This window comes from Hyalangium minutum (assembly GCF_000737315.1).
Taxonomy (GTDB): domain Bacteria; phylum Myxococcota; class Myxococcia; order Myxococcales; family Myxococcaceae; genus Hyalangium; species Hyalangium minutum.
The window spans coordinates 17,766-30,276 of sequence record NZ_JMCB01000017.1 but is presented as its reverse complement, the minus strand read 5'-3'; the positions used below and the strand labels follow the sequence as shown (position 1 = coordinate 30,276).

Genomic DNA, 12,511 nt, shown 5'->3' with positions numbered 1-12,511 from the left:
CCATGACCCAGGATGTGCTGCTGTCGCTCGGCCGTGAGGCCCTGCTCCTGATGGTCCTCGCCTCCCTGCCTCCCATCGGTGCGAGCTTGGCGGTGGGCTTCGTCATGAGCCTGTTCCAGGCCACCACGCAGATTCAGGAGAGCACCCTGTCCGTGGTGCCCAAGCTGTGCGCTGCGGTGCTGGCGCTGGTGCTCGCAGGGCCATGGATTGCCGGGCAGCTCACGCGGTTCACCCACCAGCTGCTCATGGCCATTGCCGAGGTGGCGATATGAACCTCGAGCTTCTTCGTGCCCAGATTGAACTGCTGGGACCGCACATTGTCTCGGTGGCGCTGTGTGCGTCGCGCTTGCTGCCCGTGGTCTTTCTCTGTCCGCTCTTGGGCGGGCAGTCCGCGCCTACCACCGTCAAGCTGGCCCTGGTGCTGAGCCTCTCGCTCTTCCTGCATCTCGTTGCGGGAGTGGGAGTGGATGCGCCCGTGGAGACGCCGGTGACGCTGGGGGCGCTCGTGCTCAAGGAGATGGTCTACGGGACCTCGGTGGGGCTCATCGCTGCGCTGCCGTTCGATGCGGCGAGGATGGGTGGGAGGTTCATCGATCTCTTTCGAGGCACCTCCGCTGAAGCCAGCTTGCCCATGGCTGGGAGTCGCGAGTCGGCCACTGGCGATGGCCTGTACCAACTCCTCGTGACGCTGGTGGTGACGGGAGGACTGTTTCCTCTCGTTCTCTCCGGGGTGCTGCGGGGCTTTGGAGTGGTGCGGTTGGGAGCGGCTGTGCCCTCGGAGGCTGCGGCGCTGTATGTCGTGACACTGGCGGGCGGCGCGATGGCGACAGGGCTGGCGGTTGGGGCGCCCATCGCCGCAGCGGTGCTGACCGTCGATTGCCTGATGGGCATGGCGTCGCGTGCGGCTCCTCAGGTGAATCTCCAGGACCTGGGCGCGCCGCTGCGGATTCTGGGAGGCGGCGCGCTCGTGTGGCTCGGGGTCGGGGTGCTCTGCGAACGGCTGTTGGCGGGAGTGGTGGGGGTGGATGAGGCGCTGCGGTGGATGGGGGATGCGGCGCGATGAGTGAGAAGACGGAGAAACCCTCGGCAAAGCGCCTGCGCGATGCACGCCGTAAGGGACAGATTCCCAAGAGCCGGTTGCTGTCCGCCAGCGCGGTGACCCTGGGAGGGTTGCTCGCCCTCACCGCCTTCGCGCCCGAGGGCTTCGAGCGGCTGAAGGAATGGACCACCCAGTTGCTGCGGAATCCGAGTTCCTCCACCTGGATGGAAGAGGGACTGTGGATGTGGGCGCGGCTGGCGGGCCCCGCTCTGGGGGGGGCGCTGGTTGCGTCCTTCACGGTGTCCGTGGCCACGGTGGGCTTCGAGCTGAACCTGGACCACGTGACGCCCAAGCTGGAGCGCATCAGCTTGGCCGCGGGCCTGAAGCGACTCTTTAGCGTCCGGTCGCTCATCGAGGTGGCGAAGGCGCTGGCGGTGATGGGCGTAGTCGTCGCGCTGGTGTGGAACGAGGTGGAGAAGACCGGCCCGGACGCTCTGCTCGCGGTGTGGCTCGAGGGAACCGCGGGCTTCAGTCAGCTTGTGGGGCAGCTCGCGCCGCTGGCGATGCGCCTGGCATGGGTGCTGCTCCTCTTGGGAGTGACGGACTACGCGCTGGCTCGGCGGCGGCACATCCAGGACTTGATGATGACCCGCGAGGAGGTGAAGCGGGAGTACAAGGAGAGCGAAGGCGATCCGCACCACAAGGCCCAGCGGAAGGCGCTCCACCGGCAGCTCGCGCAGGGGGGCCCGGCACGTGGAGTGCAGAAGGCCACGGCCGTGGTCGTTAACCCTGCGCACATCGCGGTCGCGCTTCGCTACGACACCCAAGAGTGCGAGGCGCCCTACCTCGTTGCCAAGGGCCAGGAGGCGGATGCGCTCGCGCTCCGGCGGGAGGCGCAACGCCGCGGAATCCCAGTGGTTCGGGACGTTCCGTTGGCGCGCAGCCTCATCCACTACGACGTCGGGGAGCAGATCCCCGAAGAGCTCTACCAGGCGGCGGCTGTCGTGCTGAGGGTGGCGATGGAGTCTCAAGACACGGACGGGAGTCCACGGAGTCGGACGTCATGAACCAGTTGATGAAGATCCTCTCGAAGGCCCGGAAGTCTTCGGATGTGGTGCTCGCAGTGGCCATGGCCGCGGTCCTGGGGGCCTTGATCATTCCCCTGCCGCCCTGGCTTCTGGACATGGGACTGGCGCTCAATCTGGCGGCGGCGGTGGCGCTGCTGGTCGCGGCGCTCTACGCCCAGGACGCGCTCAAGGTGACGGCGTTCCCCACGCTGTTGCTGTTCACCACGCTCTTCCGGCTCTCGCTCAACGTGTCGTCGACGCGGCTCGCGCTCGCCGAGGGCCATGCCGGTGAGGTCATCCAGGCATTCGGCGAGTTCGTCGTGCGCGGGGACTACGTCGTGGGCGCGGTGGTGTTCGCCATCCTCACGCTGGTCCAGTTCCTCGTGGTGGCCAAGGGCGCCGAGCGCGTCGCGGAGGTCTCCGCTCGCTTCACGCTGGATGCGATGCCGGGCAAGCAGATGTCCATTGACGCAGACCTGCGCGCGGGTGCCATCGATCAGGCACAGGCTCGCCAGCGCCGGCGCAACCTCGAGCGCGAGTCCCAGATGTTCGGCGCCATGGACGGCGCGATGAAGTTCGTGAAGGGGGATGTCATCGCGGGCCTCGTCATTGTGGCCGTGAACCTGCTGGGTGGCACGCTCATCGGTGTCTTCCAGCAAGGCCTGAGCGTCTCTGATGCCGCTTCGACCTTCGCGCTGATTGCCATCGGGGATGGGCTCGTGTCCCAGATTCCCTCGCTGTGCATCGCGGTGGCCGCAGGGCTCGTTGTCACGCGCGTGGCGTCGGAGAAGGAGGAGGACTCGCTTGGCTCGGAGATTGGCTCCCAGTTCTTCGGGCAGGCCCGGGCCCTTTGGGTGGTCGCGGGGTTGTGCCTGGCGCTCGCGCTGATGCCGGGCATGCCGTTCCTCACCTTCCTCGGGCTGGGGGGGCTGCTCGGTGGGCTCGCGCATGTGCTTGGGAAGATGCAGAAGGTGGCCGCAGAGAAGGCGGAGGCAGCGGAGGCCCAGTCCCAGGCGCCCGAGGAGGGAGCGGGTGCGAAGGGCGGAGGAGTAGGAGCGGCGCCCGCGAGCGCAGCGGCTCCGGTTGGCGTGTCTCCGCTGACGGTGGACCTCTCGCCGGATTTGACGGCGCTCGCGCAGGAGCAGGGTGGGGCGTTTGTCCATCAGCTGCTCAACCAGCTCCGGGACGAGTTCTTCTACGAGCTTGGCGTCCGGGTTCCGGGCATCCGGGTCAGGACCCACGTGGCGTACCTGCCCGAGGGCGGCTACGCCATCCTCCTGGATGAGGTCCCCGCTGGAGCAGGGCAGGTGGTGCCGGGCCACCTCTACGTGCGCTCTCCGCCGGATGAGCTGTCGTTTCTCGACCTCAAGCTGGAGCCTACAGTGGAGCCTTGGACGGGCCGTCCGATCAGCCGCCTGGCGGAGTCCGGGCGCGAGCGGCTGGAGATGGCGCAGGTTCCCTGCCTCCGGCCCGGAGAGCTCATCGTGGAGCACTTCCGGAGCATCCTGCGGTCCCGCGCCGCGAGCCTCCTGGGCATTCAGGAGGTGCAGGGGCTCCTGGAGGGACTGGAGACCCAGGCCCCGATGCTGACGAAGGAGGCCCTCCAGAAGGTCCCGCTGCCGCTGCTCACTGAGGTGCTGCGCAAGCTCGTGCAGGAGCAGGTGAGCATCCGGAACATGCGCGTCATCCTGGAGGCGCTCGTCTCGCCTACGACCGAGGGCGATGCGACGGCCCTCGCGGAGCGCTGCCGCCAGGCGCTGCACCGCTACCTGAGCCACAAGTTCGCGCCCTCGGGGCCGCTGTTCGCCTACCTCGTGGACCCCGAGCTGGAAGAAGCGCTGCGGGGAGGGGGGCCACGCGGGCCGGCTCCTTCGCCCGAACGTGTCGCGGAGATCCTCGAGGGGGTGCGGCGGATCGCCACCGAGGGAAAGGCGGTGCTCCTCACGGCGCCCGATGTGCGCAGGGCGCTCCGGCGCCTCATCGAGGGATCCTTCCCCCAGGTGGCCGTGCTCACCTACGCCGAATTGGACGTGGACCTGCAGATCCGGCCCCTGGGACGCCTGGCCCCCGTGGCCGTCACTGCCTGAGAGAAATCAAGGGCTTCAGGTGCCGGTGTTGCCCTTGGTCGGATCCGACAGGTCCGGCTGGGCGGTCTGCGGAGCCGGCCGGTTCACCCGGTCCCTCAGCTCCTTGCCCGTCCGGAACAGCAGGCCGCGCTTGGGTTTCACTGGGATGACCTGACCCGTCTTCGGGTTACGGCCTTGATATCCCTGGTAGTTCTTGACGTGGAAGGCGCCAAGTCCGCGGATCTCGATGTTCTCGCCGCGGCAGAGGGCCTCTTTCATCGATTCGAAGATCGTCTCGATGGTGGCCTCGGCCTGCTTCTGCGTCACGCCCCGCTTGGCGACGAGGATGTTGATCAAATCGGACTTGAGCATCGGACGCTCCGGCAAACCGCGTGACCCCTCGGATAGAGGGCGCTTAGGCCCGTGATCGAATCCAGAAAACATAACAGAACGAACCGCTGTTGCAAGCAGCCACGATGGCGAAGCTCTTGGAAATCTTACGGATTTCAGCCGTTGGCCACGTTCGCCGAGGGGCCAGGGGCCGCCGCGGTTGCAGGAGCGGGGCGCAGGTGGGCGATCAGGTCGCTCCACTTCGTCTTGCGCAGCACGTCCGCGGTCGCGGCGTCGGCCGAATGGAAGAGGGTCTCCACGTGCTCGAAGCCCGAAGCCCCTCGGGGGCCCGTCCAGGTCTCCGGTCCCCCCAGGATGGTGACGCCGTGGATGCAGCTGGAGATCTCCGCCAGGGAAAGGTCGGACGGATCCCTGGCCGGCTGGACGCCCCCCTTCCGGCCGCGCTCCAGGAGCTTGGCCTCCGTCATGCGGTCGATGGCGTCGAAGACGAAAGACTCGGGGACGCGCAGCCTCCGGGCCAGCTCCTGCGGGGTGGGTGCCGGCAGTCCGTCCGTCCAGGCCAAGGTGGCCTCGGTGGCGATGCGCGTGGCGACCAGCTCCAGGGCTCGCGGGTGATTGCCAAAGGCCCAGAGCGAGTCACGGAAGGAAGCATGCTCCACCGCGTAGGACAAGCGCGCACCCGTGAGCACGAGCAACCAACTGATGTGGATCCACGCGAGGAACAACGGCACCACGCTCAGTGAGCCCCACAGCTTGTCGTACCGGAAGATCTGCTCGGCGAACTGCTGGTAGAGCTCCTTCGTGATGACCCAGCCCAGGCCCGCGACGATGCCCCCGGCGAGGGCCGAGCGCACCGCCACCTGGGCATAGGGCGTCCAGTAGTAGAGGAAGGTGAGGCCCACGATGGCCATTCCCGCCGTGGTGACCAGGACGATCTGCGGCGCAATGGAGAAGCCCGCGTTCACGATCAGCGTCCGCACCGCGCCCGTGCCTGAGAAGGAGGCAGCCAGGAAGAGCGGCCCGAGCAGCAGCAGCCCCAGGTAGATGAGCGCGCGGATGTAGATGGGGCGCTGGCGCCGGATGCCCCAGACCTCGTTCACGGCCCCGTCGATGTTGCGCAACAGCGAGGACGCGGAGAACAGCAGCGCCGCGAAGCCCACGCTTCCGATGGCGATCGAGTTGGTGGGGGTGAGGAAGCGGTCCAGGAACTCGGTGGAGGCATCCTGCAAGCCCGGGGCGAGCGCCATGTAGATGGCACTGCGCATGCGCCGCTCGAAGCCCTCTTGATGGAGGGTGCGCAGGAGCGCCAGACCCACGGTCATCAGCGGGACGAGCGAGAAGACGCTGATGTAGGTCAGCGCGGCGGCCCGGAGGCTGATGTCCTCCCCCATGAAGTCGCGCACCAAGGCCCGCGCAGCGAGATACACGTCCGTCGCGAAGCGGCCCACGGACGTCTCGGACACCGGCTTCCAGAGCCTCTGGGCCGAGCCGAGCAACATCATGCGCAGGGTCTGCAGCAGAGCGTGAAGTCGGGTCATGCGGGGCGGCCGGGAAGGCTAGCCAATCCAGCGCCCCTTCGGCCAGCCTCCCGCAGGGGTACACGCTCGCTTGGCCGCCTGCCGGACAGTCCTTCCGGCAGACGGTTCACTCAGCGTCCGCTCAGGACTCGGAGCCACCCGAGCTCGAGCCGTTGCCCCCGTTGCTCGTCCCACCGCCATTGCTGGGCGGAGGAGGAGGCGAAGAGGGCTCGCTGCTGGCCGAGGGCGCGTTGCCCGCAGGCGCTTGAGGCGGGCGCTGGGAGTGCTCGCCGCGGTCACCCCGGCGATCATCCCGGCGCTGATCACCTCCGCGGTTCCGGTCGCCCCGGTTCTGATCCGGACGCCGGCCTCGGTCGCCCCGGTCACCGCGCTCGCCCCGGTCACTGCGCTCGCCCCGGTCACTGCGCTCGCCCCGGTCATTGCGCTCGCCCCGGTCACTGCGCTCGCCCCGGTCACTGCGCTCGCCCCGGTCACTGCGCTCGCCCCGGTCGCGGTCCCGGCCACCGCCTCGGCGGCCCTGGTCCTGGCGGTACCGATCGCCGGATCCACCGCTGTCCGGGCGGCGCTGCAGCGCCAGCTCTCCATCACCAGAGCCCGGCGACGAGGCCACCTTGTGCTCGGGGCCCTGGGCAGAGCGGCCGTAGATGTCGTACTGCTCGCGGTGGTAGTTCTGCTGCGCTTTAACTTGGATGGACTTGTTGTAGCGGTCCATCAGGTGGCGCAGCTCGTTGCGCTCCTCGCCCTGGAGCAGCCGCGCCACGTCCGCGCTGCAGTTGATGACCAGCGTCGAGTCCTTGTAGCCGGGGGCCTCGCGGCGGATCTCCCGGAAGATCTCGTAGCAGACCGTGGTGGCCGTCTTCACGAAGCCCTTGCCGTCGCAGTACGGGCAGTCCTCGTGGAGCACGCGGCCGATGGACTCGCGCACGCGCTTGCGCGTCATCTCCACCAAGCCCAGCTCGGAGATGCGCAGCACGTTCGTCTTCGCCTTGTCGCGCCCCAGCGCCTCCTGGAGCGACTTGAAGACCTTGTCGCGGTTCTGCGCCTTCTCCATGTCGATGAAGTCGCAGATGATGATGCCGCCGATGTTCCGCAGCCGGAGCTGGTAGACGATCTCCTTGGCCGCCTCGACGTTGATCTTGGTGATCGTCTCCTCGAGGCTCTTCTTGCCCACGTACCGGCCCGAGTTGACGTCGATCGCCGTGAGCGCCTCGGCCTGATCGATGATCAGGTAGCCGCCGCTCTTGAGCCACACCTTGCGCTGGGTGGCGCGCTGCAGCTCCTGCTCGATGCCGTACGCGTCGAAGATGGGCTCCTCGGTGTCGTGGAGCACCACGCGGTCCTTCAGAGCCGGATCCTGCGCGTTCACGAAGGCGAGGATGCGCTCGTACTCCTCGCGGTCGTCCACCACGAGCTTCTCCACGTCATGCGCGAACAAGTCACGCGTGGCGCGGAGGATGAGGTCCAGGTCCGGGTGCAGCAGGCCCGGGCCGCCGCGCTTCTCGTTGCGGCGCACCACCTGGTTCCACACCTCGATGAGGAACCGGATGTCCGTCTCGAGCTTCTCCTGCGGGACGTTCTCCGCCACGGTGCGGACGATGAAGCCCGTGCCCGCCGGGCGCATGCGGTCGACGATTTCACGCAGCCGCTTGCGCTCCTTCTCGTTGGAGATGCGGCGGCTGATGCCCACGTGGTCCACCGTGGGCATGAACACCAGGTGACGGCCGGGGATGGAGATGTGCGAGGTGAGGCGGGCGCCCTTGGTGCCGATCGGGTCCTTCGAGATCTGGACCACCACCTCCTGGCCCACCTTCAGCAGGTCCTCGATGCGCGAGCTCTTCCGAGCCTTGGACTTCTCCTCCTTGTCGCGGCGCTGCTGCTCGTCGCGCTGGCGCCGGGCCTTGTCCTTGTCCCGCTGCTCGCGCTCCTTCTCGCGCTCGCGGTGGCGGGCCTCACGGGCGTCCCGGCCCTCGCGAGGCGCCCGGCGCTCACCGGTGGTGACGTCAGAGCGGGGCGCGGCGCCAGGAGTCTCCGCAGCGTGAGGCGAAGGGATGATCTCTCCCAGCGCGGTGGCCGCGTGCGGCGGCGGCTCGGGCTGGAGCTGAGCGGCGGGAGCAGTCTCGGAGCCCGGAGCCGCGGGAGCGGTCTCGGACGCCACAGGCTCCGCCGAAGCCGCGGTCGGGGGCAGAGCCTCCTGGACAGAAGCCACAGGGCTGGCTTCCACAGGAACGCCGGCCACGGGAGCGCTGCCGGGCTCCTCCGGAGCCGCAGCCACCGCGGCGGGCTCGGAGGCCGTTGCGGCAGGAGGGAGGGGCGGGGGAACGGGCCGCGAGCCCTCATCGACCACGGGAGGAACGGTCATCACCGCCGCGGCGGCGACAACACCCGAGTCCACCGGAGCAATGATCGTCCCACCCGGAGGCGTCTCGGAAGACGGAGCTGCGGGCTTCGCCTCCACCGGAGTCACAGGCTCACCCTGGGGCGGCGGGGCCAGCTCACCCGGGGCCAGTTCCTGCACCTCCAACTCCACCTCGTGGGTGGCGGCGGTGGCGGTCTCTGGGCCTCCGGTGGCAGCCTCGGCGGCCTCGGCCTCGGACTCCGAGGGCACGTCCGGGAAGTCCTCGTGCTCGCCCTCGGTCAGCTCGAACTGCGAGCGGGCGAAGTCCGGGTCGTAGACAACGTCACTGACGTAGAGGAAGGCGGCCTTCTCGAGGCCGATGTCCACGAAGGCCGCCTGCATGCCCGGGAGCACCCGGACGACACGGCCTTTGTAGATGTTACCGACGACGCCTTTGTCCTTCTTACGCTCGAGATAGAACTCCGCGATGTGGCCGCCCTCGACGAGAGCGACCCGGGTCTCCCGACCCGAGGTGTTGATGACAAGGATGCTGCCCATAGGCGAATCCTGGACGCGCGCGCGGACGGGCGTGCCCCACCGGACGGGAGGCGACGAGGCCTCGCGCTTCCACGCGCGCTGCAAGGGGAGAGAGGGCCCACTCAAGTCCCGCTAGGGCGGAGCCAGATGTCGCTCGCGTCTCGCGGGTGGGGGTTGAGGGGGACACCGCCTGCTCCTCCGAGTTCATTGCGCCTCACTGAAGACCGGCACCGTGCCGGGAGAGGCCTTTTCTTCCGAGCGTTCTCGTCCCTCCACTCGCGCGGGCTGCCCGCTCCTGCCCTCCGCACCCGGTCGGTGCCCATCAGCGGGCGCCTTGGGGGGGCGACAGGAGACATCGGTGCAGCCGGCGCGCCCGGAGGAGCCCGAGAACGCAACCCGTCTCAAAAAGTCACCTGGACCCAACGACCCGCCGACGCGGGGCGTCACACAACCGTCCAGAAACACGTGGAGTTTTTCACGCCTTTGACGGCCCTGTAAAGCCGAGAAGTGTCGATTGTCGACCCGATGTCACAGGTCGCACCGGGCTTCCCGGGTTTCAGGCCTGGGCAGTAGGCGCTTGCTTGCGGTGGTCCGGCTTGTCGATACGGCCCCTGGGGCGGCGCACCAGGCGCAGGCCGGTCCACGTCTCGTCGATGAGGCAGATCTTGTTGTCTACCAGACCGATGTCGAGCGCGGCATGGCGGACGAACTCCTCGGAGAGAGAGCTCTTGATGCCCTCGCCGCTGGGCCAGCAGATCCAGATGCCCCCGGTGAGTGCCATGGCGCGCGAGAGGGCAGGCAGGCGCTGGACGAGCTCGTGGGCATCCGAGGTGAAGAACAGGATGACGTCCAGGCCGGACTGGGCGGTGATGAGGAACTCGACGCCGTCGGGCAGGGGGTTGAGCTTCTGGACGAAGCCGCGCGGGGGATTGATGACGGAGACTTTGGAGCCCGCCTTGATGCCCAGCATCGCGGGTAACGAGCCCATCGCGTACGGCGTCATGAGAAGTGCTCCACGGAGAAAGTGCGGAACTCACCGGTGGGCTCGACGTCCGTGCGCTCGACGTCCGTCACGCGCGCGGCCTGGGGGCCCCGGTGGCACCAGCGGATGAACTCTTCGAGCACGGCGGGCTCGCCCTCGGCGACGGCCTCCACGGAGCCGTCGTCGCGGTTGCGCACCCAGCCGGTGAGGCCCAAGCGGGTGGCCTCCTGACGGGTGCTCTCGCGGAAGAAGACGCCCTGCACCTTGCCGCGGATGCGCAGGCTCACCCGACGTGTGCCCATGGTCCTGGCCTCCTCAACTCCGGGCCTCGCCCTGGAGCAGCTTCAGGAATTGCTGCTCGTCCAGGATGCGCACTCCCAGCTCCTGGGCCTTCTTCAACTTGCTGCCTGCGTCCTCGCCCGCCACCACGAAGTCCGTCTTCTTCGAGACGCTGCCCGCCACCTTGCCACCGCGACGTTCAATCTCTTCCTTGGCCTGGTCCCGCGACATGGCGGCCATGCCTCCGGTGAGCACCACCGTCTTGCCCGCGAAGGTCCCGCCCGTGGCCACCTGGGGAGCGGCCGGAGTGACGCCCGCGGCCAGCAGCGCGTCGATGGCATCGCGGTTCTGCGGCTCCTGGAAGAAGGCGTAGATGACCTGGGCCATGGTGGGGCCCACGTCCTTGACGCGCGTAATGCTCTCCTGGTCCGCCGTGTAGAGCTGGCGCACGTCCGGGAAAGCCTCGGCCAGGGCCTTGGCGGTGGCCTCGCCCACATGGCGGATGCCGAGCGCGTAGAGGAAGCGGCGCTGGGTCGTCTGCTTGGAGCGCTCGATGGCCGCCAGGATGTTCTCCGCGCTCTTTTCGCCCATGCGCTCCAGGCTCAAGAGCTTCTTCTGGTCGAGCGCGTACAGGTCCGCGAACGTCTTCACCAAATCGCTGGAGACCAGCTGCGAGGCCAGCTTGTCGCCCATGCCGTCGATGTCCATGGCGGTGCGCGAGGCAAAGTGGCGGATCTTCTCCACCAGCTGCGCAGGGCACGAGGCGCCGGTGCAGCGGATGATGGCGCCCTCCTCATCCTTGGCGGTGTGGGCACTGCAGACCGGGCACGTTTTGGGGAACTCGTACGGTTTGGCGCCCTCCGGGCGCTTGGAGAGCACCACGGAGACGATCTCCGGGATGACGTCACCGGCGCGGCGCACGAAGACGGTGTCGCCCTTGCGCACGTCCTTGCGGCGCAGCTCGTCCTCGTTGTGCAGGGTGGCGCGCGACACGGTGACGCCGCCCACCTTCACAGGGCTGAGGTGCGCCACCGGGGTGAGGGCGCCGGTGCGGCCCACCTGCACCTCGATGGACTCCACCAGCGTGGACTCCTCCTCCGGAGGGAACTTGTAGGCCACCGCCCAGCGCGGGCTCTTGGACACCTGCCCGAGCCGCAGGCGCAGATCCTCGTCATCCACCTTCACCACCATGCCGTCCACTTCGAACGGCAGGGCGTGGCGGCCCTTCTGCGAGGCCTCGTACTCCTTGCGCACGCCGTCCAGACCCTTGGCGCGCACGTGCCGGTTCACCGGCAGCCCGAGCGTCTTGAGGTACTCCAGCTTGTCCGTGTGCGTCTTGAAGGAGGGAAGGCCCTCGGTGGCCACGTACTCATAGAGATAGATGGAGAGCGGGCGCGCGGCCGTCATCTTGGGGTCGAGCTGACGCAGGCTTCCGGCGGCCGCGTTGCGCGGGTTGGCGAAGAGCGGCTCGCCTTCTTCCTCGCGCTTCTCGTTGAGCTTCTTGAAGTCCTCCTTGCGGATGAAGACCTCGCCGCGCACCTCGAGCAGCGGCGGCACCTTCACGCCATCCTGGGGCAGCAGTTGCAGCGGCAGGCTGCGCACGGTGCGCAGGTTCGCTGTCACGTCCTCGCCCGTGGTGCCGTCGCCGCGGGTGGCGCCCTGCATGAAGATGCCACCCTCGTAGCGAAGGGTGATGGCCAGGCCGTCCAGCTTGGGCTCGCAGACGTAGGTGACTTCGGAGACGCTGGCCTGCTTGCGGATGCGCTCGTCGAAGTCGGAGAACTCCTCGTCATTGAAGACGTTGGCCAGCGAGAGCATGGGCGCCCGGTGGACGACCTTCTCGAACTTCTGGGCCGCCTCGCCGCCCACGCGCTGCGTGGGGGAGTCGGGTGTCACGAGCTGGGGATGCTGGCCCTCCAGCTCCTGCAGCTCGCGCATCAGCCGGTCATATTGCGCGTCGCTGACCTCGGGCGAGTCGAGGACGTAATAGCGATAGTTGTGGTGGGCCAGCTCCTGTCGGAGCTCGCGCGCGCGCTTCTCGGCGGTCTTCAGATCCAAGGGTGCAGCCTCACTCGTCCCCAACCCAGGGGGCGCGAGAATGGCGATCTTCCCTGGCTGCGCGCAAGCCTCGATAGGACTCCCAAATACCGGCCCAGAGAGCCTCGGAAAGGGCTCTCGCGCACGACGTGGCAGGTAGGAAACGGCGGCGTTCTCCATGCGAGCAGCCGAATCCTCCGGGATGCCGCAAGCGGTTGCAAGTGCCCACCTGGGGGGTTGGGTCCGGTCCCTGTTTTCCCGACCCGTCGCGGTCTGTCTC

The 12,511-nt window shown here is 68.2% G+C and carries 10 protein-coding genes; 4 read left to right on the top strand and 6 right to left on the bottom strand.

What is annotated here, in order from left to right; genetic code table 11:
• Positions 1–2: 2 nt before the first annotated feature.
• From fliQ to DB31_RS33695, 4 genes are read left to right on the top strand one after another with little or no spacing between them, the layout of a single operon-like run.
• Positions 3–272 carry a flagellar biosynthesis protein FliQ gene (fliQ, locus tag DB31_RS33710; RefSeq protein ID WP_044195683.1) on the top strand — a complete coding sequence of 90 codons (270 nt, stop codon included), beginning with the start codon at positions 3–5 and terminating at the stop codon, positions 270–272.
• Positions 269–1,063 (top strand): EscT/YscT/HrcT family type III secretion system export apparatus protein, encoded by a 795-nt coding sequence (locus tag DB31_RS33705; RefSeq protein ID WP_044195680.1) that lies wholly within the window; start codon positions 269–271, stop codon positions 1,061–1,063. Before fliQ ends, DB31_RS33705 begins: the two co-directional genes overlap by 4 nt.
• Complete coding sequence (locus tag DB31_RS33700) at positions 1,060–2,106, top strand: EscU/YscU/HrcU family type III secretion system export apparatus switch protein (RefSeq protein ID WP_044195677.1); 1,047 nt, start codon at positions 1,060–1,062, stop codon at positions 2,104–2,106. Before DB31_RS33705 ends, DB31_RS33700 begins: the two co-directional genes overlap by 4 nt.
• Positions 2,103–4,193, top strand: a complete 2,091-nt coding sequence (locus DB31_RS33695) for a flagellar biosynthesis protein FlhA (RefSeq protein ID WP_044195674.1) — start codon at positions 2,103–2,105, stop codon at positions 4,191–4,193. Before DB31_RS33700 ends, DB31_RS33695 begins: the two co-directional genes overlap by 4 nt.
• Positions 4,194–4,208: 15 nt before the next feature.
• On the opposite strand, the gene DB31_RS33690 is transcribed toward DB31_RS33695, so the two are convergent.
• The 6 genes from DB31_RS33690 to ligA all read right to left on the bottom strand — a co-directional run bounded on the left by DB31_RS33690 (position 4,209) and on the right by ligA (position 12,252).
• Complete coding sequence (locus DB31_RS33690; RefSeq protein ID WP_044195672.1) at positions 4,209–4,544, bottom strand: HU family DNA-binding protein; 336 nt, start codon at positions 4,542–4,544, stop codon at positions 4,209–4,211.
• A gap of 134 nt (positions 4,545–4,678) precedes the next feature.
• Positions 4,679–6,061, bottom strand: a complete 1,383-nt coding sequence (locus DB31_RS33685; RefSeq protein ID WP_044195668.1) for a YhjD/YihY/BrkB family envelope integrity protein — start codon at positions 6,059–6,061, stop codon at positions 4,679–4,681.
• 121 nt (positions 6,062–6,182) lie between these two features.
• Positions 6,183–8,954 (bottom strand): Rne/Rng family ribonuclease, encoded by a 2,772-nt coding sequence (locus tag DB31_RS33680; protein ID WP_044195665.1) that lies wholly within the window; start codon positions 8,952–8,954, stop codon positions 6,183–6,185.
• A 535-nt stretch (positions 8,955–9,489) separates the two neighbouring features.
• Positions 9,490–9,936, bottom strand: a complete 447-nt coding sequence (locus tag DB31_RS33675) for a DUF3052 family protein (RefSeq protein WP_044195662.1) — start codon at positions 9,934–9,936, stop codon at positions 9,490–9,492.
• Positions 9,933–10,217 carry an acylphosphatase gene (yccX, locus tag DB31_RS33670; protein WP_044195659.1) on the bottom strand — a complete coding sequence of 95 codons (285 nt, stop codon included), beginning with the start codon at positions 10,215–10,217 and terminating at the stop codon, positions 9,933–9,935. Before yccX ends, DB31_RS33675 begins: the two co-directional genes overlap by 4 nt.
• 13 nt (positions 10,218–10,230) lie before the next feature.
• On the bottom strand, positions 10,231–12,252 hold the full coding sequence (ligA, locus tag DB31_RS33665; protein WP_044195656.1) for an NAD-dependent DNA ligase LigA: 2,022 nt from the start codon (positions 12,250–12,252) through the stop codon (positions 10,231–10,233).
• Positions 12,253–12,511: the final 259 nt, after the last annotated feature.